The sequence below is a fragment of the Selenomonadales bacterium 4137-cl genome (genome assembly GCA_032334055.1).
GTDB classification, from domain to species: domain Bacteria; phylum Bacillota; class Negativicutes; order Sporomusales; family UBA7701; genus Anaeroselena; species Anaeroselena agilis.
This window is the reverse complement of record JAUOZS010000001.1, coordinates 426,011-448,174: the sequence shown is the minus strand read 5'-3', so window position 1 is coordinate 448,174 and position 22,164 is coordinate 426,011. Positions and strand designations below refer to the sequence as shown.

Genomic DNA, 22,164 nt, shown 5'->3' with positions numbered 1-22,164 from the left:
GGGCCACTAGGCGACCCTTTGGGTGTGGGCCACGATGAACAATCGCTCTCTTTTGTGGGGCGCTCCGACACTAGATGCAGGTAGGACGAAAGACCGGACTTCGTAGCCTTCGGCTTCCAGGCCCACCCGGCAGGTGTCGAGCGCAAGATTAACTGCGTTACGCACGTTTTCTGCAAGGACCCAGCTAGGCCGCACCTCCCGCACGATTCGAAGCATTTCAAACCAGAGTCCTGACCTTTCGCCTTCGAGGCCCGCTTGTCTTCCAGCGCAGGACAAGTCCTGGCAAGGGAACCCGCCGATGACGATGTCGATGCCAGGGATTCCGTCGTTTCGGAGCTGTTCTGCGGAGAGTTTTCGTACATCATTGTAAATTTTCACCCCTGGGAATCGTAGTTTCAGAACCTCTACAGGATAAGGTTCTATCTCGCAGCAGGCGACGATCTTCATGCCGACGGCTTCAGCCGCAAGGTCTAGTCCCCCTACCCCTGTGAATAGGCTTAGAGCGTTCATGCCGACACCTCATCGGTGATCCAGCGGACCTTGATGTCTTTACCCCAGGCGTGTTTTATTTCACGCTGCCAGCCCTCGGAATTCTCCCACTCGCCGTGAACCCAGACCTCATCGCACATTTCGAGTAGCGCCAGGCACAACTGCATACCGTGTTCGGGGTCGTAGGTGTTCGGGTCGAGAAAAGCGAGCGCGTGCAGCGGCGACACCGGGAGAATATCCTTGTCCTCCATTACATATTTGCGGCAATGTCGACTCGCTTTTTCTATGTTTTCTCGCCAGTTTTCGCCCCGCAGCGGGTGAGTAATGTAAACATGTTTCAAAGTTTAAGCCTCCCTAAGCTTATCGGCGGGATCGTCGACCGAATGGTCCCGCGCGGGTTGAACATGCTTATATCGGACAGCCTCTTCGGCCTGCTTGGCATCGTTGAAAGCGGTCAAGTCGCTGAGATAGCCCGTTATCCGGCGTAACCGCTTGATTGGGCTTTTCTCGCGGGTGAAGACAACTAGCTCGTCGCCGTCGACGCTAATCTCGATCGTGCTGATCGCCCGCTGCCGGGCCTTCCACAGCTCGACTTCCTCGGCGCAGATGGTCTGGAATTCTTCTTCAGTAAGGCCCTCCGGGCACTTGACCGGGATACCATTGTAATCCCTGGTCGTCCGGGTTTTAACCCCTTTCGGCTGCAGCCGGTCCATGGAATAGGACCCGGTTCGCGCTACTTTCATGTATTCCTCGCACCAGCCGGTCTTTTCGCAATCACGCTGGCACTTTGACGGAAAAACTGTCTGTTGTGATTCCGGGCAAATAAAGAACTTCATAAAGGCCCCCTCCTTTAATCCCAACGGCCGCTCATGATCAGCTCGCGGAGCAGCTCGATGAGCAGTTGCATTTTTTCAGAATCGGGCGCGTCTTCGAGATCGGCAAGCATGGAGAGTAGCCGGCTGCGTTCGCTGGTGTACATGGGTTCCTCCTCTTTAACTGCGGTCGTAGTAGCCACGCCGGGCGTTTTTCTCTATTACGTCATGCCGGACTTGGTCGATGTCCACCCCGAGCATGACTAACATCGTTTGACACACCGTCTGCAGATCGACCAGTTCCTCGGCCAATGCTTTAACGCAAGCATTCTCATCCTTTGAAAGCGGTTTATCCCAGGAATCGTGCAGATCGAGATAGGCATAATGGACCTCTTGATACTCCCGGCCGATGGCGACCATCTGCTGGAAAAGTGTGTTGTTTAGGAATTTGGTGGCCGCTTTCAGCTCGGTGCCTTTCTCCCGCTGTTCTTTTTGGCGGAGCGCCTCCAGACGAAGCTCCCGGATCAGCTCGCTGCCGATCGTGATATCCGAACGGTTGAAAGTCTGGGATTCGCGGCTCACAATCCGGTTCCATAAGGAAAACAGCTTTTGCAGGCTTGTCACATCAATCATCCTTTTTGTAATACTGGCAGACGTACCCGTCGGCCCGGAGCGGTAGCCCCGGCGCCCAGGAGATCGGCAACCCCATGAGTGTGCAGGCTTTCTCCATCTCGGCCTCCATGGCGCCGGCGCCGGCCATCTCAATGACCGCCTCATCATGGACGTGCATCACGGTGGAGTAGCCGTTCTCGTTGAGCCGCATGAGTGCCGCCGCCAGGCAATCCCGGGCGATCGCCTGGGCCAGATTCTCGACCAGCTTCCCGCCATAGGTGGGGATTTTGCGCCATTGCTTTGTGGTTTGGTCCATGCCCTCGTAGGTCAAGGATTGCTTTTCCAGCGTCGGGTGCTGCTCCATCCTCGGCCGAACGTAGGCCAGCCGGCGTCCGCTCGGAAGATTGGCGAAGAGCATCCCGCGCTCGTAGGTGTAGGAAACGCCCATCTTCAGCTTGACGGTGGTTTTTTCCCGGACCGCCTTCACGGCCGCCCGCTCGGCGTCGCGCCAGAGCTGCACAATGTTGGGGTTGGCCTCCCGCCAGGCCGTCACCAGCCCGGGCAGCTCATCCTCGGTCAACCCCATATCCAGGGCGCCCATGGCGATGAGGGCTTTCGGGCCACCTTGGTAGCCCAAGGCCAACTCGGCCACCTTCCCCTTCTGGCGGAGCGGGGATGCTTTCGTAATGCTTTCGATCGGGACGTGGAACATGGCCGAGGCGGACGCTTCGTAGATTTTACCGTGGGATCTGAACACCTCCAGCCGCCACCCTTCGCTGGCGAGCCAGGCGATGACGCGGGCCTCGATTGCGCTAAAGTCCGCGACGATGAAGTAGCCGCCAATCAGGGGGATGAACGCCGTCCGGATCAGCTGCGACAGAGGGTTCTGTACCCCGCTGAAAAGCATGTCGAGCAGCTCGAAGTCGCCCTCGCGGAGCAGGCGCCTGGCCAGGTCCAGGTCTTTGTACTTGTTCTGGGGGAGGTTTTGCACCTGGACCAACCGGCCCGCCCAGCGCCCGGTGCGGTTGGCACCGTAATACTGGAGCAGCCCCCGGACCCTGGAATCCTTACATACCGCGTTTTCCATAGCGGTGTACTTTTTTACAGAGGTTTTCGATAGCTCCTGACGCAGCTCCAGGACTCTCCGAACCTTCTCGTTGTCGGTGACCTTCAACAACGCCGGAACCGTTTTCTTGTTCAGCGATTGAACCGTCTCGGAGGTTTCCGCGAACAGCCACTCTTTGAGCTGCGCGACGCTGCCGGGATTCTCCAGGCCGGTGAGGCGAATCGCCTCATCCATGGCGCGGGCCTTGTCTTCCTCGTCGCAGCGGATCGCCTGGTGGACCAGCGAAAGATCGATCCGGATGCCCCGGTCGTTGATTTGCTGGTCCAGAACCCACAGCCGGCGTTCGGTTTCCACCAGCTGATAGCGGTTAATCTTTTTCCGGACCGACCGCTCAACCTCAACGTCCTGGCCGCAGTAGGTCTTAAAGGTCGCCCACTTGGCCGGCGCGTGCTGCGGGAGGTTCCGGGTCCGGCCGCCGTTCGAGAGGGTAGGTTTGCATGGTGTGCAGAAATACCGGATCAGGGCCTTACCCTCGGTCATTTTTTGCTTGTCCTGCTGCCCATCGAAAAGTACCTTTGCCACGCCCGCCAGGTTGCCGGGCAGCCCCAACGTCAGCGCCTGGACCATCGTGCAGGCCCACTGCTCAGGCCGCAGGAATTCGCCCTCAGAGAGCGCCCACGGCCTCACGAAGCGCGAGAGGCAAACCCGCTCGAACGCCGCGTTGTATGCCGCTTTCAGTACCCGGCTGTCCACAAGGGCGTCGTACACCTCGTCGGGCAGTTGCTCGCCGCTGGCCAGGTCCACGACCTGGATGGGTTCTGAATTAAAAGCGTAGCCGAACAGGAGAATGGCGAAATCCGGGTGTTCGGCGTAGGGATAAACGCCGGACTTCTGGAGATCAACCGGAGAAAAAGTCTCAATGTCGATGCTGAGGACATCCCTCAATGGGTACACTCCTAACCAAAGAAAAAGGCCGATGTGTGGTAGCACATCAGCCTATTTCCTTTTCTATGCTTAGTCCAGGAAATCGTCGTCGTCTTCGAAGCCGTCGCCGAAGTCTTCCTCCGGTTTGCTGCGGACGCCGCCGAGCGGTTCGCCGTCTTTGAGCTTCTGAACTGAGTTCAGGCCGACGCCGATCCCCTTATTTCCCGAATTGTTGAAGGCGAAGAAGTTCACGCTGACGCGGCCATAAATGCCGCTGTAGATTTCAGAGGCGTCCATGATGGGCTGGAGGTTAGCGTCTACGAGTTTAGGCGCCTCGTAGGCGTTAGCATTGAAGAACCAGCAACCCTTTCTTTCCGGGAATTCGTCGGCGCTGGCATCGCCATCGCGCAGCGGCAGCTTCAGCTCGCCGGGCACCTTCCCGCCCCACTTGCCGACGGCAGCCGGACTGGCCTTGACGGCGGCGATACAGGCTTTGTACTTCTCGATGGTGGCGGTATCGCTCTTGGGGATCAGCACCTGGCAGCTCCAGACATCTTCCCCGGCGTCGTTTTTCTTCGGAGCGGTCAAGAAGGCATAAGAGAGGCGGACCTTGCCGGTGACCAGTTTGGTGGGTTGCGGTTTTACAGCCATTATTTCAAAAACTCCCTTTTTGTGTTTATTGCTTCGATCATTGCGCGGGTCCAGGGAACCGGACAGGGATCGTCTGAATCGGATTTACAGACCGCCGGGCAGGATTCGGTCATGTGAGCGCAGCCCTCGGCGGCCGGCGCCTGATCGGCGTCTAACTCTTTCGTCGCCATGGCGAAGTAAAGTCTGCAGATGGCGTGGGCCAGGTGGTCCTCTTGCGGATCACCGGCCAGGAACGCATTAATGTGTGTGAGAGCGTGGTCGATATGCTCCAGGGTCGGGATTCCTAGGTAGTTCCTCGGTCCGTATTTGGTGAAGCCCTTGGCGGACACGGCGGCCACCCGGAGAACATGGCGCGGGTCGAAATCGGTGAACTTATAAAGGCACTTGGACTGTTTGGCGCCCTTCCCGTTTACCACGGTGGGCGCGTCAGGCCCGACGCCGGGAACCCATGTGGTGGTTTGTGTAATCAGTTTCAAAGGTTTGCCTCCTGGTCGGCGAAGTCGGCGATAGCCGCTTCCAGGGAGTTGATCGCAGGCCGCCGGTCGGAATCGGGTGCCAGAGTTGGTTTGCCGGCCGGCTTTATGATTAGACCTTCCAGCAGTTCCGCAAACTGTTTCTTTCCGAGCAGCCGCTCCATTTCGGTAATGCCCAGCAGTTCCGGGTCCTTGTGGATCATTTCGGACTTAAAGCCCGCGTCCAGCAGCCGCGTGGCCACCTGTGCCCGGTCGACGTAAGCCCTGTTGCTGCGGCCTTCGACCAACTTCCAGCCAGGATAAGTAACGTGGTGTCGCTCGGCCTGTTCGAGCGCCCAACTCTTGATGTCGGACGCCCAGGAGATAAGTAGCTCGGCCTTTCCCAGAATGTCGGCAATTTCAGTAACCGTTAGCAGCTGGGGTTTAGTGCGGCCGTAGGCTTCCAGGGCCAGGGCATCGGCGGCGCGGGTCCGGCAGGTGTGCTTGATTTTACAAAACCGGCACCATTCACCGGCGCAGTATTCGCCTTTACCTTCCCAGGCAAGGAGGGCCTTGGGCCTTACCTCATCCTGTGCCCAGATGAGCAGATCGTCGGCGCTTATGGTTTCGCTGGTGATGCTGTCCAGGCGCGGCTGCACGATGGTCATGGTCACGTTTTCAATGCTGTAGAGATGGGCGTCCGGACGATTGAGGGCACCCAGGCCGTAGAGCCGCAGCTGCGGATTCTCCTCCGCGCTGACCGAAACGCCTTTCCCGTACTTCAAATCAATGACCTCACAGTAACCATCCGCGTAAATCACGGCGTCGCCGGTTCCGAAGCCACCAGGCGCCCAAAGGGAATAGTCCAGTTTTTGCTCCAGGAGAATCACCGCGTCGCGGGACACGGCCCTGGCGGCGTTGATTTTTTCAATAACCAGGTCCACATATATCCGGACATAATCCAGCAAATCCTCCGCCCAGAGTGAATCGGAGCGCAGCTGGTACTGCCATTCCGCCAGGCCGATAGGGTCAACGCGACCCAGATACTCGGCCAGCAACATGTGCGCGACATCATGGGCGAAGCTGCCCTCGGTGGCGAAAAGGCTCTGCTGTTCGGGCATCGTGCTTTCGATTCTGGCGCTCGGCGGGCAATTTATCCAGCGTTTGGCACTGGAGGCCGAGAGCAGGGCGTGTTCACTCATGCTATCGCCTGCTTCACGTTTTCGGGCAACTGGGCAAGACGCCTTGCTTCGGCGAGCAGCTCTGCGTGCTTCTCAGCCGGAACGTCGCTGAGTTTGGGCTTTTCCTCGGGCGTCTTGCCGCTGAACTCCGCCACCAGTTGGAGCGAAATTTCACGTTTCAGCGGCTGCATGGCGTCCCGAAGGTCCTCATGGGTGATTTTCTTTTCCTTAGTAGCGGGAGTGGGATCGGGAGCCGGTGCCGGATCGAGATCAGCCGTCGGCGTTGCAACGGTCGGTTCCGGTGCCTTGTTCTCCGCCGTTTTCTTGGGTTTCGGTTCCGGTGCTGTTGCTGGCGTTTCGGTGGTTGTTGTTTTCTTGGCTTTTTCCGGCTCAAGCGCAGCGGCTAATTCTTCTTGCTTGATTTGCATGACCACGGCGTCTGCGCCACCAATCAGCTCCTGGAGCGTGGCGTAGTAATCGGATGGACTGTCGGCCTCAATGTGTACGGTGATTTTTGCCAAAGTTGTTCTCTCCCTATTTCATTGCTAAAGATTCTTGGAGCCGGAGCCGCATCGGAACATCGATCAAAAACTGGCGCAGCTCGCGTGCCTTGCCATCGCTCAATCGACTCGCGTCCGTTTTTACAGCGATACTGGCGCCGCGCTGGATTGCCCGACGCCCCTGTTTCATTTTTTTACTAGCAATAGTAACCCGCGCATCCGGAGTGGCCACCTTTATCCCTTGCCCACGAACGCTGACCAGGAGAAGGTTGTACTCACGTTCTAACTTGTCGCGCCAGGCACGAGTGACCGTCTCGAAACGGCTGCTTTCTTTTGACAGCTGGAGTGCTTCTTCGATCGACTCATAATCAATGAGTGCGTCTTCAGCAGGAACCCCGAAAGCGTCGTCTAACCGTTTAATATCGACTTCGGTCGGGACCCCACGGAAAAATGTCTTTGCCACAGAATGTCCTCCTTTCGTTCTCAATTACCACGCTCAGGCTTCCGCCCTACGTGCCTCGCCTCGGTCCTCGCCGCGCCGTGCCTAGCCGTGCCCCGCCTCACCACGCCATGCCTTAGTCCACGCCTTGCCTCGCCTAGCCATGCCGTGCCCCTCCTCGCCCCGCCATAATCCTTGCCTTGCCAAACCGCGCCTGACCTTGCCCGGCCTCGCCCAGCCTAGCCTCAGACCTCGGTGACTTGGACGCTGAATCGACCGAATTGTCCCGGAGATTGTTGGGACGACGGCCGCCAGTCGCCAAAGCCGCAATAGACGCCGGCAAACTTCAGAACCATTTCAAGAACAGGCTTAGTAATTTGAGGGTCCAGGACAGTTAAGCTACCGTTGGCTTCCCATTGATCGAAACGCGGGCGCACGCGGACGTGCTTGGCAGCTCCGATTTTCGCCCGCTTGACGAACAGCTCGAAACTCCGATCAAGAGCGAACTGTTCATGAACCGAGAAGTCCAGCTCGTCCTCCAGCACCGCGAAGTCTTTCCAGGCGATCGGTGCCCCGTTCACTAGCAGCGGCCAGCCGATCTCGTTCACCATGATGCCGGACTGTGTGAGCGCCTTCATGGTGCCTTTGCCGGTCGGAGCCGGACATTTTTTGCCTCCGTCCCTCAGAACCGACATCAGATTGTCGGCATCGACCGTGAGCTGTTTGGTATCGTGGTAACAGTAGCCGAGCCAAGTCCAGGCCGGAGTCCGGTCGTCACCGGCTACGCTGATATTTTTATTGTTGGGGTCCTTCGACCAAGCCCGAACCTTTTCACCAAAGGAAATGTTGTCCTTGTGCATCAACAGCGGCGTTTCGCCGATCAGTTTCACTTGATAACGTTTTGCCATTTTCGGCTCCTTTCGATTTTATATAATAAGGCTTTTCAGTCTGGGGCCGTTGCCAGGTTGCTTTTCTCTTCCGTCCTAGCCTTGGGTTTTGTCACTTTTATTTATGATTACTTTTGGTCACAGAATTGAAGCTCGTCGGGATTACTTGACAGTTGCCGTTAAGGACATCCAACCATTTCAAATAATCATCTTTCCGAGCGCGAACTGACCGTCCAAAAGTAAAGCTTTTTATTCCGCCTATAGAAGGCGATATTTGAAGTAATTCATACACCCGTCGCTTTGAAATATGAAGATGTTCACTGATATGCTTAGCCGTGAGGATATCGGGGAGTTCTTCTGTTGTAATGCTTTGCATTATAGCTTTTGAACTCATATCGTCACCTCATCGATATAAAAGAAATCCTCGAACCTTCCCTGAAATGTCCCGATTACCCCGGCAATAAATTGACATCCTGGCGCATTGTAACGTGTATCGGTTATAGGTAGCTTTACACGCCAAATTTGTGTTACCGAAACACCAATTAATTTGGCAAGGTCGCTGTCAGTGGAAATGTTCGCATCAATCTGTGCTTTCATCAACTCTTTCACTTTTAGTCGAATTACTTTTTTTGTCACTAGCTCCAATCCTTTCTTAAATATGCGCCTCCGCATTATCGAAATGCGTCGGCGCATTTAAATATAGCGCAAATAAGTCGGTGTCGCAATACGTCTGTTCTATTTTTGAAAAAATAATTGCGCGCACGCAATCGTTGGGCTATAATAGGCTTGACTAAGGTAAAGAGGTGACGATTATTGGAAAACAAACTCAGCGTGGGACAACTCTTTAAGGATCTCAGGATTAAAGCTGGGTATAAAACCCAAAAAGAATTATCGGTTGCATCAGGTGTGTCTCAAACCACTTTATCCCGCATTGAGGCTGATATACAAAAGCCCTTACCCAACACCTTAATGGCACTGTCAAAGTATTTGCGGGTGAGCTATGCAGAATTAATGATCAATGCTGGCTACTTTAATGGGATGTCCGAAGAAAAAAAAGAACTTGTAGCGGATTTCTTCGATGACCATAGTCGACTAACCAATGCAATAGAAAACGCAATAATTACCATCTCCAAACGCGGAAAGTATTCTGACGAATTTTCCCGGGAAGTCATAGACTTGATCGAAGTGGAATCCCGCAACTTTCGCCAAAAGCATGAAGTATCTTTCGCTTATACTCCTGGTGGAATTAGAAAGATATTGAATGAGCTCGATCTAGATATTGACTCTAAAATCGACTTTCTTGCGATGCTAAACCGCGTTAAGGATAAACAAGCCTCTCTCTTAGAACACAGAGATAATGACGATACCACAATACCCGTTCTCGGTAAGGTTCGGCCTGATGTTCCACTATTGGACGAAGCCAATTGGGAAGAACAAACACAGCACCCTGAAGGTATTAAAGCAGACTTCGCTGCAAGGGCCGCCGGATATAACATGCTCTACGCCGGCATTCTTGATGGTGACATGATCTTGTTTCGTGAATGCCTAGAGCCTTATAACGGAGAAGTTGTTGCGATTCGTTACCTTAACGAAATTACGAATATCAATCTAAGATACTTCATAAAAAAAGATGGCCAAGTATTGCTGCGCTCGGCCAATCCAGAATATGAAGATATTGAATTAAATGGGGACTATCAAATAATTGGAGTTATGGTTGGTCTTATCCGCGAATCCCCGCCATCCTTATTTGATTACGAATTCATGCTCACTGCAAAGTCTGAAGTTAATGATCGTTGGACAAAAACGATTATGTCTGCAACAGAACTTGGCGTAACGCCAGAAGCTATTCAAAACATGATAGAAATGCATGTTACCATGGCATTAAACCTTACCAAGAAAAAATAGAATTATTCGGAGGTGTAATCGTGGCTAGTTTCTACAAACGCGGAAAGACCTGGTCCTTTATGATTGATGTTGGGCTTGACAAAGACGGAAAGCGAAAACAGAAGGGATGCGGGGGGTTCCGAACAAAAAAGGAAGCCGAAGAAGCCGCAGCTCAACTAACAACCGAATTATCACAAGGAACATTCGTTCAGGAGAAAGACGTTACTTTCAGGGATTTTTCCAAGGTATGGCTCAATCTGTATTCATCCCAAGTCAAAAAAAGCTCCACTCGCGTACGCCAGCACGAGGTGAATAACCTGCTCTATTATTTCGATAATATAAAAATAAAAGACATTACAAAAAAACAATACCAAGATGCCTTACTCGATTTACCAAAACGTGGATTTGCCGAAAATACCATCGCTGGCATTCATGGGACAGCTCGGATGCTTTTCAAAAAAGCAGTTGAACTGGATATAATAAAAAAAGACCCGACAGAATATGCCAGGCCGCCTCGCAAGGTAGAAACTTTAGAAGATATAGAAAAAGAGGATGAGCTTCCAAAGTACCTGGAAAAAGAAGACCTTGCCACATTTTTGCGAATGGCTCATGATGCAGGCTTAAAAGACGATTACGCCATTTTTACAGTGCTGGCTTATACAGGCATTAGGGGCGGTGAGCTTTGCGCCTTAAAATGGTCAGATATCAATTTTGAAGACCATACAATAAAAATTGCGAAAACATACTACAATCCGAACAACAACATAAAACTATACGAATTGCAACCACCTAAGACTAAATCATCTAAACGCGTTATCATTGTTTCACAACATGTAATAAAAGAATTAGAAAAGCATCAAGCTAGGCAAAACAAGTATAAAATGCGCAATAGAGATATTTGGCATAATGAGAATTTTGTTTTTTGTGTCGACAAGCATCCCGGGTATCCAATATACCTTAAGCTTATTGAAGCTCGCATGGCCCGGTTGCTTAAAATAGCTGGTTTAAACCAGGAGCTTACTCCTCACTCACTAAGACATACACATACATCCTTGCTGGCGGAGGCGGGTGTGGGTCTTGAGGAAATTATGGAACGCCTGGGGCATACCGATGACGATACTACCAAAAGAGTTTACCTGCACGTTACCAAGGACATGAAAAAAGAGGCTGCTCATAAGTTCGATGAACTCATGAACAGCCTCTAATTTTTTTCGCGAATTCCGTTAACAAAATGTTAACATCGGCACTTTCCGGAGTCGGGAACCCAAGTAAATCAAGGGTTCTCGGCTCTCTTTACATCATGCCGCCCATGCCGCCCATGCCGCCCATGCCGCCGGGGGGCATCGGGGGTTCTTTTTCCGGCTTGTCGGCGACGAGCGATTCGGTGGTCAGGACCATGGCCGCGATCGAGGCGGCGTTCTGCAGGGCGGAGCGGGTAACTTTGGCCGGGTCGACGATGCCGGCGGCGATCATATCAACGTATTGCTCGGTGAGGGCGTTGAAGCCTTTGCCCTGGCCGGCTTTCTTGACGTTCTCAACGACGACCGAGCCTTCGTGGCCGGCGTTGTTGGCGATCTGGCGGACCGGTTCTTCGACGGCGCGCTTGACGATGGCCACGCCGGTCATTTCGTCGCCGCTGCCGGAGAGTTTGTCGAACACGGGCAGGACGTCGATGAAGGCGGTGCCGCCGCCAGGGACGATGCCTTCCTCAACCGCGGCGCGGGTGGCGTTGAGAGCGTCCTCGATACGGTGCTTCTTCTCTTTGAGTTCGACTTCGGTGGCGGCGCCGACACGGATGACGGCTACGCCGCCAGCCAGTTTGGCCAGACGCTCCTGGAGTTTTTCCTTGTCGAAGTCGGAGGTGGATTCTTCGATCTGGGCCTTGATCTGGGCGACGCGGGCCTTGATGGCGTCAGCAGCGCCGGCGCCGTCGACAACGGTGGTTTCTTCCTTGGCGACGCGGACCTGGCGGGCGCGGCCGAGGTCGGCAACCTGGACGCTGTCGAGCTTGCGGCCGAGTTCTTCGGTGATGACGGTGCCGCCGGTGAGGGTGGCGATATCTTCGAGCATGGCCTTGCGGCGGTCGCCGAAGCCGGGAGCCTTGACGGCGACGGCCCGGAAGGTGCCGCGCAGTTTGTTGACGACGAGGGTGGCGAGGGCTTCGCCTTCGACGTCTTCAGCGATGATGAGCAGTTCCTTGCCCTGCTGAACGACTTTTTCGAGGACGGGCAGCAGGTCGGCGATGGCGCCGATCTTGCGGTCGGTGATGAGGATGTAGGGGTCGTTCAGTACGGCTTCCATTTTGTCGGTATCGGTGATCATGTAGGGCGAGATGTAGCCGCGGTCGAACTGCATGCCTTCGACGACTTCGAGGTCGGTGCCGGTGGTTTTGGATTCCTCGACGGTGATGACGCCGTCTTTGCCGACCTTTTCCATGGCTTCGGCGATCAGTTTGCCGATTTCTTCGTCAGCGGCCGAGATGGAAGCGACCTGGGCGATGGCGTCCTTGGTCTCGACTTTCTTGGCGCTCTTCTTGATTTCCTCGACAACGGCGGCGACGGCTTTTTCGATGCCTTTCTTGAGGATCATCGGGTTGGCGCCGGCGGCGACGTTGCGCATGCCTTCGCGGATCATGGCCTGGGCCAGCAGGGTGGCGGTGGTGGTGCCGTCGCCGGCGACGTCGTTGGTCTTGGTGGCGACTTCTTTGACGAGCTGGGCGCCCATGTTTTCGAACGGGTCTTCAAGTTCGATTTCGCGGGCGATGGTGACGCCGTCATTGGTGATGGTCGGGGCGCCGAATTTCTTGTCAAGCACTACGTTGCGGCCTTTGGGGCCAAGGGTCACTTTAACGGTGTTGGCCAGCGCGTTGACGCCCTTTTCAAGAGCGCGGCGGGCTTCTTCGTCAAATACAATTTGCTTCGCCATTTCTTTTTTACCCCCTTATATTACTCAACAATCGCCAGAACGTCGCGTTCGCTGAGGATGAGATACTCCTGGCCGTCGATTTTAACTTCGGTGCCGGCGTACTTGGAGAAGATGACTTTGTCGCCTTCCTTGACGTCGAGCGCCACGCGCTGGCCGTTTTCGAGCACCTTGCCGGTGCCTACGGCCACGATTTTGCCCTCTTGAGGCTTCTCTTTGGCGGTGTCGGGAAGGACGATGCCGCTTTTGGTCTTCTCTTCTTTTTCGAGAACTTTGATGACTACCCTGTCGCCTAACGGCTTGATCATGTGGAAAAACCCTCCTTTTGTATTTGTATCAGTATGTATTCTTCTTGTTAGCACTCACCGCGAGCGAGTGCTAATTCCATAAATTATGATATATAATTCGCGGCGGAAAATCAAGAGCATCAGCGGGTAAATTCGGCTTTTTTAACAAAAAATTTGCATGCAGGCAGGACATCCCTGGTATTTTCTGCTCCGCGTGGTTTTTTATGCACGCTCGGGGCCATCGGGCGGGGTAATTTTCCCGGCCGGGACCGGCCGGAATATGAACGGGATAAAGCTGAAGCGGCAGGTTACCGCCTGCCGCTTCAGCTTATAGGGCTTATCTGGTTTACTTTACAAGCTCCTGTCCGGCCTGAAAGGCTTTGGCCATCAGGGCGGCATCGGCTCCGGCCGCTTTCGGGTCGTTGGCTCCGGCCGCGATGAGGGTGTCGGTCACCTCCAGGCCCATGACTTTGAGGACTTGGGCGTTAGCGTCCCAGGAGGCCTTGAAGGCGCCGGGGTCAGGATTGCCCTGGGCGAGTACCACGAGCGTCTTCTTGACGCCGTGGCGCGGTTGAAATTTGGCATCCATCATCGGGAACAGCCGGTCGAACAGCAGCTTGGTCTGAGCGTTGACCTGGAACATGTATACCGGCGACCCGATAACCACGGCGTCGGCCGCCTTGACGGCGGAATATACCTTTTCCATGTCGTCCTTGACCGCACATTCTTCGTTGGCCCGGCAGTGGAAGCAACTCTGACAGGGCGTGATTTTCATTTCGTTCAGGTTAAAGATTTCGGCCTCTGCCCCGGACGCCTGCGCGCCGCGGATGATTTCCCCCACCAGCGTGGCCGTGTTGCCTTGTTTGCGCGGGCTGCCCATAAGGGCTACCAGTTTTTTCATCCAATGTTCATCCTTTCCACTAAAAGAATCTAAGAGGATAATATATCTTCACCCAGGAAATAGCAAGTACGCATAATTTTATGATATACTACTAATAATAATACTTTTGTGGAGGGACGAGGCTCGGTGGTTATTCCGAATAAGGCAAAGATTCCTTACCATGCGGAGATTTGCCCGATAACTTTTGTGCAAAACCTCATCGCCGGCAAATGGAAGCTGATCATCCTCTGGCACCTGAGCCAGAAAACCCAGCGGTTCAGCGAGATGCAGAAGCTGTTGCCCAATATATCCCAGGGCATCCTGACCCAGCAGCTCCGCGAACTGGAGAAGGACGGCCTTGTCCACCGGGAGGTCTATAAGGAGGTTCCGCCCAAGGTGGAATACTCCCTGACCGATCTTGGCCGCAGCTTCATGCCGGTCCTGAACGCCATGGGCGAATGGGGCAAAGGCTTGTGCCGGCAACTGGCCGATTAGCCGGCCAGGTCCGGTAAAAAAAACAACCGACCGGGGATTTATTCCCTGGCCGGTTGTGTCGTTTTGCGCCGGAAAAGCCATATCGCCAGCAAACTAATCAGCAGTGTCAGCAGGATGTTGGTCCACGCGGCGGCGGCGAATTGGTCGGGCAGCGGCAGGCGGGGATGGGTGAAGAGGATGTAGTCGAAGAAGTCGTTGACCGACATCCACAGGATGGTTAGGGCGGCCGGCATCGCCGCCTTCGGCAGCCGCCCCATGTAGACGAGTCCCTGGACCGCCATGCCGCCGTGGCTGAGGTAGAGCAGCCAGTCCTCTACGCCGGGCTGGCTGCCCTGGGCAAGGAGATACTGGCTGATGACGACGGTCGTCCAGAGGCCGTATTTGATTACGCCGAGCACGCCCGCCCAGGCGATGAAGGTCCGCCCCGGGCCGAGGCGTTCCGCCCGCCCGGACGCCAGCCACCAGATGAAGAGGCCGAACAGGGCGGCATGCCCGGGGGAGTCGGGCACGAAGGGCAGGAAGTACCACGGTGTGGCAAGGAGCTGCTCCCAGTACCAGAAGACGCCCCAGACGGTGCCGGCGGCGTTGACGGCGACGAGGGATAGCAAGAACCATTGTCGGTAGAAGAGGGCTGTCATTTTTCCGCCCTCAGGTCCCGCGCTGGCACGCCGCCGTAGAAGGAGCGGGGCGGGATGTCGCGGTTGACGAGCGTCATGGCCGAGACGACCGCGCCTTCGCCGATGATGACGCCGGGCAGCACGGTGCAGTTGGCGCCGATGACGACGTCTTTTTCGATGACGATTTTGCCTTTGCGCCATTCGTCTTTGAGGAATTCGTGGCCGAGCAGGGTGGTATTGTAGCCGATGATGACATTGTCGCCGATTTCGATCGTTTCGGGGAAGAAGATGTCCAGCATGACCATGAGGCCTACGGAGGCGTTTTGGCCGATCTTTACCCCCAACAGGCGGTAGAGGAAGTTCTTGATGTGGAAGGAAGGCGATATCCGGCCTAGGGAGATGATGGTGAAGTTCCAGATTACCCTGAGGGGACTGACCGCGTCGGGCCAGAAGCGCAGCGAGTTTTTGCCGGAGACGGGGTGAACTTCGTACCGACGTTTCGCCATAAATGTTCTCCTTCTAGATGCCTGTCCACGGCGCGGAAGATAAATCGCCGCTCGCGATTGCGTCTTTCACGCAAGAGCTGCAATAAAGTATATCTTATTATTTCTTGTTATTTCTTGGTGGCGGCTTCGACGATCGCTTCGGCGACCTCGCGGATCGACTTGCGTTTGGACATGCTGTACTGCTGGATGCGGCGGTATGCTTCGCTTTCGCTGAGGCTGTAGGCGTCCATGAGGATGCCCTTGGCCCGGTCGAGGATTTTGCGGGTCTCGAGCGAGTTTTTGACTTCTTCCAGTTCCCGTTCGAGGTCGGCGAATTCCTGGAACCGCGACAGGGCGATTTCGATGGCCGGGAAGAGGTTGGCTTCTTTGACCGGCTTGACGAGGTAGGCCAGAACGCCGGAGTCTTTGGCTTTTTCGACGATTTCCTTCTGGCTGAAAGCGGTAAGGAGCAGCACAGGAGCGATTTTTTCGTTGGAGATGATTTTGGCGGCGGTGATGCCATCCATTTCAGGCATTTTGATGTCCATGACGACAAGGTCGGGGCGGTGTCTGCGGGTCAGTTCGATCGCCTTGACGCCGTCGGACGCTTCGCCGACGACGGTGTGGCCCGCTTCTTCGAGCAGTTCCTTGAGATCCATGCGGATTATCGATTCGTTGTCGGCGATGACGATGCGTAAGGGTTGCATGTTATCCTCCCTCCGTGCTGCACGGTACGATTATGCTTGCCCTGGTCCCGTTCCGCGACTGCAGTTGGAACGTACCGCCAAGGTCGTTTTCGACGAGGGTCCTGATGATCTGCAGGCCGAGGCTGTTGGTTTCTTTGCGGCCGAAATCGGGCGGCAGACCGATGCCGTTGTCCCAGATGTCGATCTGGTAGGAGTCTTTCAGGGCGGCGATTTCGACGCCGATGACTCCTTCGCGCCGGCCGACGAAGCCGTGTTCGATGGAGTTCTGGATGAGTTCGTTGATCGCCAGGGCGAGGCTTATCGCCTGGTCGGACGGCAGGATCATCCGCCGGCCGTTGAAGACTGTCTGGACGTTGAAGTCGGGTTCGAGCATGTTCTCAATGACCAGGTCGAGGATGTTTTTGGCGACTTCGGATACGTCGATGAATTCGGCGTCCTGCTGGGAGAGGAATTCATGCACGACCGAGATGCTGAGGATACGGTTGACGCTTTCGCGCAGGGCGGCCTTGACTTCAGCTGAGGGGGTGCGGCGCGCCTGGAGCCTTAGTAGGCTGGCGATGGTCTGGAGGTTGTTTTTTACGCGGTGATGGATTTCCTGGATAACCGCCGATTTTATGAGAAGTTCTTTTTCTTTTTTCTTGACCTCGGTGATGTCGGCAACGATCATGATGGTGCTTATTGTCTGGCCGCCGCGGACGATGGGGATGGCCCGCTGGGCCAGGACGATGTTGCCGATTTCCAGTTCGTTCTCCTGCGGCTGGCGGGTGCTGGCGGCTTTGAGAGCGAGGCGGAGGTTGACGTTGCGGTCGTAGACGCGGCGGCCGACGATGCGCCCTACGCCGAAGAGACGGTAGATGCTGGCGGCGGCGGTGTTGGCGTAGACTACCCGCCCCCGGTCATCGAGGATGATGATGCCTTCGCGGGCCGAAAGCGGACGGTAGACCGTGCCGGCGGCTACGCGCGCCGAGGTCAGGAATTGATAGGCTGTTTCGATGAGGATGCCGTGGTCGCCGGCAGCGTCGTCTTCGACGCCGAATTCGAAACTGACGGTGGCAACGGTCTGGCCGGCGGCGTCGCGGACCGGGAAGGTCTGCATGGCGAGGACTTCCATGCCCAGCGCCCACTCCCGTTCGCCGCTGATGTGTTCACCGCTGGTGATGGTCCGCCATATCAGGGGTTCTTCGGTGGCGCTGACCGTCGTGCCGAGGAGGTTTGGCCTGTATTGGATAAAGCTGGTGTGCGGCTTGGCCTGGGCGATTATGACGAGGAGGGAGGACTCTGAGGCTCTGGCGTATACGGTTACCTGGGCGTGAGCGAGATCGGCGGCGATCTGCAGGGCGTCGGCCATGACTTCGAGAGCCTCGATTTGTTCCGCGGTCAGGGCGGTTGTTTTCCTGCAGACATCGCCTACTATGCCCATGGGAACCTCCTACGGAGTATTAAGTTTGATAGTATTCCACCTCGAACGGGGAAATTCCTGTTTCGCGGCGGCAAATTATCGGCCGGCATTACAAAGCCGGCCGTACGTATTAATGGGGCTAGGCAGGCCGGCGAAATCCGCTGCCGATGGTGAATAATCGACATTCTCACCGACATAATCGGACATTTACGAATATGGCTCGCCATTTTTTCCGGCATTATCCCCGTGACCGTCGAGTCATCCCGGTGTTATCAACACAATTCACAGGGTTATCCACAGGCTACAGGGTTGTTCTTCGTCATTTTTTTACATTTTGATCACATTATCCACAATTGTTAGAAAATTCTTTTTTACGCATCAGCAGCGTTTTTCGCCGAGCTTAAGAGAGGGAACGGCGTTGAGGTCGAGGCCCGCCCAACAGCCGGCCAGGTGCTGGTAGTGGGCGCGGCAGGCGATCATGGCGGCGTTGTCGGTGCAATAGACGGGCGGCGGATAGTGAAGCGAGATTTTATGGTCGGCGCAGCGGGCGGCGAGTTCGGCGCGGAGCCGGCCGTTGGCGGCCACTCCGCCGGCCAGGGCGACTTTGTCGATGCCGGCCTCCCTTGCAGCCTGCACGGTTTTCGCGGACAGGACGTCGACTACGGCGGCCTGGAAGCTGGCGGCGACGTCGGCTTCGTTGACCGTATCGCCGCGTTGGCGGGCGGCGTTGAGGTGGTTGAGGACCGCCGATTTGAGGCCGCTGAAGCTGAATTCGCAGCCACTGCCGCTCAGGGCGCGCGGAAAGGCGATCGCCTCCGGGTTGCCTTGCGCGGCGAGTTTTTCTATTTCCGGCCCGCCGGGGTATGGCAGCCGCAGGACCCGCGCGACTTTGTCGAAGGCCTCGCCGGCGGCGTCGTCGCGCGTTTGTCCCAGGAGACGGAAGGTGTTGTAATCGGCGAGTTTTACGAGCGAGGTATGGCCGCCGGATACGATGAGGGCGATGAGCGGGGGGGCCAGGTCGGCGGCGGCGAGAAAGTTGGCGAAGACGTGGCCTTCGAGATGGTTGACGCCGACGAGCCGCTTGCCGGCGGCGAAGGACAGGGCTTTGGCGGTCGCGACGCCGACAAGCAAGGCGCCGACCAGCCCCGGACCGTAGGTTACGCCGATGGCGTCGATGTCGGCGAGTGTCGCGCCGGCCTCGGCCAGCGCCTGGTGGACGACAGGCATGACGTTTTCGATGTGTTTGCGGGAGGCGATTTCGGGCACGACGCCGCCGTATCGCTGGTGCAGATCGATCTGGGAGGAGATGATGTTGGACAGGACTGTCCGTCCGTCGGCTACAACGGCTGCCGATGTTTCGTCGCAGCTTGTCTCAAGGCCGAGAATAAGGGTCAAGGGCTGACGCTCCTTTTGGTAGTAATATTTACAATGTATCCACGCCGGAAATAAGCGCAAAATACTACTGGGCAAATAACGAGATGGCCCAGGAAAGGAGGGACTTAAATGGCACGCTCGAACAGACCCGTTAATCCTGCCGCCGAAAACGCGCTTGATCAGATGAAGTTCGAAGTCGCTTCCGAGTTGGGTATTGCCGAGCGCGTTCGCTCCCAGGGCTGGAACACTATGACTTCGGCCGATTGCGGCCGCGTTGGCGGCCACATGGTCCGCAAGATGATCGAGCAATATGAATCTAACAACCTCACCTAAGGTTCCACGGGGCGGCTGCGGCCGCCCCTTTATATTATTGCGCCCGGTAACAACTGGCGGGGCGCCGGCATAGTCTATATCACAATCACCCCTTAGCCACGCCAAGTGGCTCTTTTTTTTTGCCTATAGCCCGTCGAGCCACATTATTATCGCGTCTTCCTTGGTGTCGGTGTAATAGCCCGGCCGGACGCCCCGCTCCGCGAAGCCGAGCTTTCCGTAAAGACGCCGGGCCTCGTGGTTGGACGGTCTGACTTCGAGGGTCATGCGGGCCGCTCCCAGGGCCTTGGCGACCTGACGCAGCGTGTCCATGAGCCTGGTCCCCAGGCCGCGGCCGCGGAAGGCGGGCAGCAGGGCGACGTTGGTTACATGAGCCTCGTCGAGGATTATCCACATGCCGGCGTAACCGACGACCTGCCCTTCAGCCTCGGCGACGAGGTAGCAGGCGAGGTCGTTGTCTTCGATCTCGGCAACGAACGCTTCCCTGGACCAGGGGGTGAGGAACGAGGATTGCTCCACCGCCAGCACCGCTTCGAGGTCGGGCAATTGCATCGCGCGGATGTTCAGCGCTGGCATCCGTGGCGTTTCTCCCATAGTTCCTCCGCCTCCGACCTTCTGATGTAGAGGGGTTCGACGGCCATTACGTCGTGACGCTCGCCGGCGGCCAGCAGCCCGGCTCCAAGCATGGCGACGCTGCCGGCCCGCGGCATGGCGACATGGGGCTCGGCGAGGGCTACCGCCGCCTGGCGGAAGGTGTCGGGATAAAGTTCCGCCGCTTCGCCGAGGACCAGCGCCGGTTCGGGTCGCGCGGCCAGGAGGGCGGCGGCGGCGGCGTGGGGCATGACGGCCGGCGGCTTGACTTCGTCGAGGACGCCGTCCTGCCAGCGGTAAAGGGCTATGTAGATGTTGCCTTTCTGGGCGTCCATGGTGGGGGCGAGGATTGCTCCCGGCACGGGGCAGCCGAAGGCCAGCGCCGCCAGGGTGGGCACGCCGACTATCGGGGTGCCGAGGGCGTAAGCCAGAGCTTTGGCGGTGGCCAGGCCGATCCTCAGACCGGTGAACGATCCGGGGCCGATGCTGACGGCGATCGCGCCGATGGCGGTTTTGTCGGTGTCGGCCAGGGCCAGGAGTTGTTCGATGTGGGGCATAAGGCGCTCGGAATGGGTTTTTCGTGTCTGGAGGGTGATTTCGGCCAGCAATCGCCCGGGTTTGGCCAGGGCGACGCTCGAGACCAGGCTGGCGGTGTCCAGGGCCAGTATCAGCATTTGTCGCTCAGCTCCTCGCACAGGAGGCGGTAACGGCCGCCCGCCGGCGTCAGTTGGATGCGGCGGTCGGACTCGCCGTCGCCGCGGTTGAGTTCGATCAGCAGGTGCTCTTCCGGCATGGCGGCCGGGAACTTGTCGGCCCATTCGATGACAGCCGCGCCGTCGCCGCCGGTGTATTCGGCGAAGCCGATGTTGTCGAGTTCTTCCGGGCTGTCGAGCCGGTAGAGGTCGAAGTGGTAGAGCGGCAGCCGCCCCGTTTCGTAGACTTGCAGGATGGTGAAGGTCGGGCTGGTCACGTCGTCGCTGACGCCGAGGCCGGCGGCGATGCCCTGGACGAGAAGGGTTTTGCCGGCCCCCAGGTCGCCGGTGAGGCAAACGACGTCGCCCTTACCCAGCAGCCGGCCGAGGGTGCGGCCGAAGGCGCGGGTGGCGGCAGGGTCGTGGGTTTTTATTGTCAGCATGGTTTCTCCCTTTAGCGAAAGTGGTTGTAGCCGCGGGGCTCGAGGGGACGGGCGGCGCCGCCGGTGACGAGCACGACCCCGTCTTCCCTGCGGGTGACCTCGCCGATGACCGTCAGGCCGCCTCTGTGGGTAATGCGGTCGAAATGCTCCGGGCCGATGGTGAATATCAGTTCGAAGTCTTCGCCGCCGAACAGGGCGTAGTCGAGCGGCTGCCGGCCGAATATGGCCGCAGCCTCGACAAGCTCGGGGGAAAGGGGGATGCGGTCGGCGTAGAGTCTGATGCCGACCCCGCCGGCTTTGGCGATTTCGTTGGCTTCGCTGGCCAGGCCGTCGCTGATGTCGTCGGCGCTGGTGGCCCCCCAGGGCGCCAGCCGGAGGCCGGTGTCGACCTGCGGGCGGGGCGTGAGGTGGGCGGTGACGAGCGGCCAGGCGAAGGCGCGCTCGTCCCAGCCGGGCAGCCGCAAAAGGTCGAGGCCGCAGGCCGAGTCGCCGAGGGTGCCTGTTACGACGACCAGGTCCCCGGGGCGGGACCCGGAGCGCCTCAAGAGGCGGGCGGGCGCCACTTCGCCGGTGACGGCGACGTTGACGACGAGGCCGCGGGGGCTGGAGACGGTGTCGCCGCCGATGATGTTGACAGCAAATTCGCGGCAGATTTCTTTCATACCGTCGTATAATTCGACGACGAACTCCACCGACAGGTGCGCGGGCAGGCCGACCGATACGACCGCCTGCCGCGGGCGGCCGCCCATGGCGGCAATGTCGCTGAGGTTGACGGCGATGGCTTTGTAGCCAAGCTGCCAGGGGGTGGTTTTGTCGAGCAGGAAGTGGACGCTCTCCACCAGCATGTCGGTTGTTATCAGTTGCAGAAGACCCGGCCCGGGCCGGTAGGCGGCGGCGTCGTCGCCGATTCCCACCACGACGTCGGACGGGTCGGCGAGGGCGCCTTCTTTTATGCGGTCGATGAGGCCGAATTCGCCGATCTCATTAAGTTGCATAATATCACCGTCTCATAAAAATCCGCGTTTGGTTTATACTACCATTTCAT

The 22,164-nt window shown here is 57.0% G+C and carries 30 protein-coding genes; 4 read left to right on the top strand and 26 right to left on the bottom strand.

Going from position 1 to position 22,164, the window contains the following annotated elements; all coding sequences use genetic code 11:
* Nucleotides 1-6: 6 nt before the first annotated feature.
* The 14 genes from dcm to Q4T40_02165 all read right to left on the bottom strand — a co-directional run bounded on the left by dcm (nt 7) and on the right by Q4T40_02165 (nt 8,649).
* Nucleotides 7-510, bottom strand: coding sequence for a DNA (cytosine-5-)-methyltransferase (dcm, locus tag Q4T40_02230; protein ID MDT8900053.1), 504 nt, complete (start codon nt 508-510; stop codon nt 7-9).
* Entirely contained in the window at nt 507-830 is a 324-nt protein-coding gene (locus tag Q4T40_02225; protein ID MDT8900052.1) for a DUF4406 domain-containing protein, read from the bottom strand. Before Q4T40_02225 ends, dcm begins: the two co-directional genes overlap by 4 nt.
* 3 nt (nt 831-833) lie before the next feature.
* Nucleotides 834-1,325, bottom strand: coding sequence for an anaerobic ribonucleoside-triphosphate reductase (gene nrdD / locus Q4T40_02220; protein MDT8900051.1), 492 nt, complete (start codon nt 1,323-1,325; stop codon nt 834-836).
* A gap of 14 nt (nt 1,326-1,339) precedes the next feature.
* Complete coding sequence (locus tag Q4T40_02215) at nt 1,340-1,468, bottom strand: hypothetical protein (GenBank protein MDT8900050.1); 129 nt, start codon at nt 1,466-1,468, stop codon at nt 1,340-1,342.
* A gap of 13 nt (nt 1,469-1,481) precedes the next feature.
* Nucleotides 1,482-1,925, bottom strand: coding sequence for a hypothetical protein (locus Q4T40_02210; GenBank protein ID MDT8900049.1), 444 nt, complete (start codon nt 1,923-1,925; stop codon nt 1,482-1,484).
* Between the two features lies 1 nt (nt 1,926).
* Nucleotides 1,927-3,924 (bottom strand): DNA polymerase, encoded by a 1,998-nt coding sequence (locus tag Q4T40_02205; protein ID MDT8900048.1) that lies wholly within the window; start codon nt 3,922-3,924, stop codon nt 1,927-1,929.
* Nucleotides 3,925-3,993: 69 nt separating this feature from the next.
* The gene (locus Q4T40_02200) at nt 3,994-4,554 is read right to left on the bottom strand and encodes a DUF2815 family protein (protein MDT8900047.1); all 561 of its coding nucleotides are present in this window, start codon (nt 4,552-4,554) and stop codon (nt 3,994-3,996) included.
* On the bottom strand, nt 4,554-5,030 hold the full coding sequence (locus tag Q4T40_02195; GenBank protein MDT8900046.1) for a DUF5664 domain-containing protein: 477 nt from the start codon (nt 5,028-5,030) through the stop codon (nt 4,554-4,556). The genes Q4T40_02200 and Q4T40_02195 overlap by 1 nt, the downstream gene beginning before the upstream one ends.
* Nucleotides 5,027-6,208 carry a DUF2800 domain-containing protein gene (locus Q4T40_02190; GenBank protein ID MDT8900045.1) on the bottom strand — a complete coding sequence of 394 codons (1,182 nt, stop codon included), beginning with the start codon at nt 6,206-6,208 and terminating at the stop codon, nt 5,027-5,029. The genes Q4T40_02195 and Q4T40_02190 overlap by 4 nt, the downstream gene beginning before the upstream one ends.
* Nucleotides 6,205-6,708, bottom strand: a complete 504-nt coding sequence (locus Q4T40_02185; GenBank protein ID MDT8900044.1) for a hypothetical protein — start codon at nt 6,706-6,708, stop codon at nt 6,205-6,207. Before Q4T40_02185 ends, Q4T40_02190 begins: the two co-directional genes overlap by 4 nt.
* A gap of 13 nt (nt 6,709-6,721) precedes the next feature.
* Entirely contained in the window at nt 6,722-7,150 is a 429-nt protein-coding gene (locus tag Q4T40_02180) for a hypothetical protein (GenBank protein ID MDT8900043.1), read from the bottom strand.
* A gap of 221 nt (nt 7,151-7,371) precedes the next feature.
* A complete protein-coding gene (locus tag Q4T40_02175; protein MDT8900042.1) occupies nt 7,372-8,034 on the bottom strand; it encodes a hypothetical protein in 663 nt (220 codons plus the stop codon).
* Between the two features lie 97 nt (nt 8,035-8,131).
* Complete coding sequence (locus Q4T40_02170; GenBank protein ID MDT8900041.1) at nt 8,132-8,407, bottom strand: helix-turn-helix domain-containing protein; 276 nt, start codon at nt 8,405-8,407, stop codon at nt 8,132-8,134.
* On the bottom strand, nt 8,404-8,649 hold the full coding sequence (locus Q4T40_02165) for a hypothetical protein (GenBank protein MDT8900040.1): 246 nt from the start codon (nt 8,647-8,649) through the stop codon (nt 8,404-8,406). Before Q4T40_02165 ends, Q4T40_02170 begins: the two co-directional genes overlap by 4 nt.
* 177 nt (nt 8,650-8,826) lie before the next feature.
* On the opposite strand from Q4T40_02165, the gene Q4T40_02160 reads away from it, so the two are divergent.
* Nucleotides 8,827-9,918, top strand: coding sequence for a S24 family peptidase (locus Q4T40_02160; GenBank protein ID MDT8900039.1), 1,092 nt, complete (start codon nt 8,827-8,829; stop codon nt 9,916-9,918).
* Between the two features lie 20 nt (nt 9,919-9,938).
* Nucleotides 9,939-11,102, top strand: coding sequence for a tyrosine-type recombinase/integrase (locus Q4T40_02155; GenBank protein MDT8900038.1), 1,164 nt, complete (start codon nt 9,939-9,941; stop codon nt 11,100-11,102).
* A gap of 88 nt (nt 11,103-11,190) precedes the next feature.
* On the opposite strand, the gene groL is transcribed toward Q4T40_02155, so the two are convergent.
* The 3 genes from groL to Q4T40_02140 form a co-directional block, all read right to left on the bottom strand.
* Nucleotides 11,191-12,822, bottom strand: a complete 1,632-nt coding sequence (gene groL, locus Q4T40_02150; GenBank protein MDT8900037.1) for a chaperonin GroEL — start codon at nt 12,820-12,822, stop codon at nt 11,191-11,193.
* A 20-nt stretch (nt 12,823-12,842) separates the two neighbouring features.
* On the bottom strand, nt 12,843-13,127 hold the full coding sequence (groES, locus tag Q4T40_02145) for a co-chaperone GroES (GenBank protein ID MDT8900036.1): 285 nt from the start codon (nt 13,125-13,127) through the stop codon (nt 12,843-12,845).
* Nucleotides 13,128-13,452: 325 nt separating this feature from the next.
* Nucleotides 13,453-14,007: a flavodoxin family protein gene (locus Q4T40_02140; GenBank protein ID MDT8900035.1), complete on the bottom strand. Its 555-nt coding sequence runs from the start codon at nt 14,005-14,007 to the stop codon at nt 13,453-13,455.
* A 150-nt stretch (nt 14,008-14,157) separates the two neighbouring features.
* Here Q4T40_02140 and Q4T40_02135 point away from each other — a divergent pair, with 150 nt between their 5' ends.
* Nucleotides 14,158-14,481 (top strand): helix-turn-helix domain-containing protein, encoded by a 324-nt coding sequence (locus Q4T40_02135; protein MDT8900034.1) that lies wholly within the window; start codon nt 14,158-14,160, stop codon nt 14,479-14,481.
* A gap of 38 nt (nt 14,482-14,519) precedes the next feature.
* Here Q4T40_02135 and Q4T40_02130 read toward each other — a convergent pair whose 3' ends face one another.
* From Q4T40_02130 to tsaD, 5 genes are all read right to left on the bottom strand, one after another.
* Nucleotides 14,520-15,119 carry a DUF1405 domain-containing protein gene (locus tag Q4T40_02130; GenBank protein MDT8900033.1) on the bottom strand — a complete coding sequence of 200 codons (600 nt, stop codon included), beginning with the start codon at nt 15,117-15,119 and terminating at the stop codon, nt 14,520-14,522.
* Complete coding sequence (locus tag Q4T40_02125) at nt 15,116-15,604, bottom strand: acyltransferase (GenBank protein ID MDT8900032.1); 489 nt, start codon at nt 15,602-15,604, stop codon at nt 15,116-15,118. The genes Q4T40_02130 and Q4T40_02125 overlap by 4 nt, the downstream gene beginning before the upstream one ends.
* A gap of 107 nt (nt 15,605-15,711) precedes the next feature.
* On the bottom strand, nt 15,712-16,290 hold the full coding sequence (locus Q4T40_02120) for a response regulator (GenBank protein MDT8900031.1): 579 nt from the start codon (nt 16,288-16,290) through the stop codon (nt 15,712-15,714).
* Between the two features lies 1 nt (nt 16,291).
* Nucleotides 16,292-17,710 (bottom strand): histidine kinase N-terminal domain-containing protein, encoded by a 1,419-nt coding sequence (locus tag Q4T40_02115; GenBank protein ID MDT8900030.1) that lies wholly within the window; start codon nt 17,708-17,710, stop codon nt 16,292-16,294.
* Nucleotides 17,711-18,067: 357 nt separating this feature from the next.
* On the bottom strand, nt 18,068-19,084 hold the full coding sequence (gene tsaD / locus Q4T40_02110) for a tRNA (adenosine(37)-N6)-threonylcarbamoyltransferase complex transferase subunit TsaD (protein MDT8900029.1): 1,017 nt from the start codon (nt 19,082-19,084) through the stop codon (nt 18,068-18,070).
* 108 nt (nt 19,085-19,192) lie between these two features.
* Here tsaD and Q4T40_02105 point away from each other — a divergent pair, with 108 nt between their 5' ends.
* Nucleotides 19,193-19,396 carry an alpha/beta-type small acid-soluble spore protein gene (locus Q4T40_02105; protein MDT8900028.1) on the top strand — a complete coding sequence of 68 codons (204 nt, stop codon included), beginning with the start codon at nt 19,193-19,195 and terminating at the stop codon, nt 19,394-19,396.
* Nucleotides 19,397-19,519: 123 nt separating this feature from the next.
* Here the strand turns inward: Q4T40_02105 and rimI are convergent, their stop codons facing one another.
* From rimI to thiL, 4 genes are read right to left on the bottom strand one after another with little or no spacing between them, the layout of a single operon-like run.
* Complete coding sequence (gene rimI / locus Q4T40_02100; GenBank protein ID MDT8900027.1) at nt 19,520-19,969, bottom strand: ribosomal protein S18-alanine N-acetyltransferase; 450 nt, start codon at nt 19,967-19,969, stop codon at nt 19,520-19,522.
* Nucleotides 19,957-20,658 (bottom strand): tRNA (adenosine(37)-N6)-threonylcarbamoyltransferase complex dimerization subunit type 1 TsaB, encoded by a 702-nt coding sequence (gene tsaB / locus Q4T40_02095; protein ID MDT8900026.1) that lies wholly within the window; start codon nt 20,656-20,658, stop codon nt 19,957-19,959. Before tsaB ends, rimI begins: the two co-directional genes overlap by 13 nt.
* Nucleotides 20,652-21,119, bottom strand: coding sequence for a tRNA (adenosine(37)-N6)-threonylcarbamoyltransferase complex ATPase subunit type 1 TsaE (gene tsaE, locus Q4T40_02090; GenBank protein MDT8900025.1), 468 nt, complete (start codon nt 21,117-21,119; stop codon nt 20,652-20,654). Before tsaE ends, tsaB begins: the two co-directional genes overlap by 7 nt.
* A gap of 11 nt (nt 21,120-21,130) precedes the next feature.
* Nucleotides 21,131-22,114, bottom strand: coding sequence for a thiamine-phosphate kinase (thiL, locus tag Q4T40_02085; GenBank protein MDT8900024.1), 984 nt, complete (start codon nt 22,112-22,114; stop codon nt 21,131-21,133).
* Nucleotides 22,115-22,164 lie beyond the last annotated feature (50 nt).

What these genes read in the sequence shown, in the direction of transcription:
- dcm (MDT8900053.1), bottom strand. Translation starts at nt 510, where the DNA reads ATGAACGCTCTAAGCCTATTCACAGGGGTAGGGGGACTAGACCTTGCG.
- nrdD (MDT8900051.1), bottom strand. Translation starts at nt 1,325, where the DNA reads ATGAAGTTCTTTATTTGCCCGGAATCACAACAGACAGTTTTTCCGTCA.
- Q4T40_02215 (MDT8900050.1), bottom strand. Translation starts at nt 1,468, where the DNA reads ATGTACACCAGCGAACGCAGCCGGCTACTCTCCATGCTTGCCGATCTC.
- Q4T40_02200 (MDT8900047.1), bottom strand. Translation starts at nt 4,554, where the DNA reads ATGGCTGTAAAACCGCAACCCACCAAACTGGTCACCGGCAAGGTCCGC.
- Q4T40_02190 (MDT8900045.1), bottom strand. Translation starts at nt 6,208, where the DNA reads ATGAGTGAACACGCCCTGCTCTCGGCCTCCAGTGCCAAACGCTGGATA.
- Q4T40_02175 (MDT8900042.1), bottom strand. Translation starts at nt 8,034, where the DNA reads ATGGCAAAACGTTATCAAGTGAAACTGATCGGCGAAACGCCGCTGTTG.
- Q4T40_02170 (MDT8900041.1), bottom strand. Translation starts at nt 8,407, where the DNA reads ATGAGTTCAAAAGCTATAATGCAAAGCATTACAACAGAAGAACTCCCC.
- groL (MDT8900037.1), bottom strand. Translation starts at nt 12,822, where the DNA reads ATGGCGAAGCAAATTGTATTTGACGAAGAAGCCCGCCGCGCTCTTGAA.
- groES (MDT8900036.1), bottom strand. Translation starts at nt 13,127, where the DNA reads ATGATCAAGCCGTTAGGCGACAGGGTAGTCATCAAAGTTCTCGAAAAA.
- Q4T40_02140 (MDT8900035.1), bottom strand. Translation starts at nt 14,007, where the DNA reads ATGAAAAAACTGGTAGCCCTTATGGGCAGCCCGCGCAAACAAGGCAAC.
- Q4T40_02130 (MDT8900033.1), bottom strand. Translation starts at nt 15,119, where the DNA reads ATGACAGCCCTCTTCTACCGACAATGGTTCTTGCTATCCCTCGTCGCC.
- Q4T40_02125 (MDT8900032.1), bottom strand. Translation starts at nt 15,604, where the DNA reads ATGGCGAAACGTCGGTACGAAGTTCACCCCGTCTCCGGCAAAAACTCG.
- Q4T40_02120 (MDT8900031.1), bottom strand. Translation starts at nt 16,290, where the DNA reads ATGCAACCCTTACGCATCGTCATCGCCGACAACGAATCGATAATCCGC.
- Q4T40_02115 (MDT8900030.1), bottom strand. Translation starts at nt 17,710, where the DNA reads ATGGGCATAGTAGGCGATGTCTGCAGGAAAACAACCGCCCTGACCGCG.
- Q4T40_02105 (MDT8900028.1), top strand. Translation starts at nt 19,193, where the DNA reads ATGGCACGCTCGAACAGACCCGTTAATCCTGCCGCCGAAAACGCGCTT.
- rimI (MDT8900027.1), bottom strand. Translation starts at nt 19,969, where the DNA reads ATGCCAGCGCTGAACATCCGCGCGATGCAATTGCCCGACCTCGAAGCG.
- tsaB (MDT8900026.1), bottom strand. Translation starts at nt 20,658, where the DNA reads ATGCTGATACTGGCCCTGGACACCGCCAGCCTGGTCTCGAGCGTCGCC.
- tsaE (MDT8900025.1), bottom strand. Translation starts at nt 21,119, where the DNA reads ATGCTGACAATAAAAACCCACGACCCTGCCGCCACCCGCGCCTTCGGC.
- thiL (MDT8900024.1), bottom strand. Translation starts at nt 22,114, where the DNA reads ATGCAACTTAATGAGATCGGCGAATTCGGCCTCATCGACCGCATAAAA.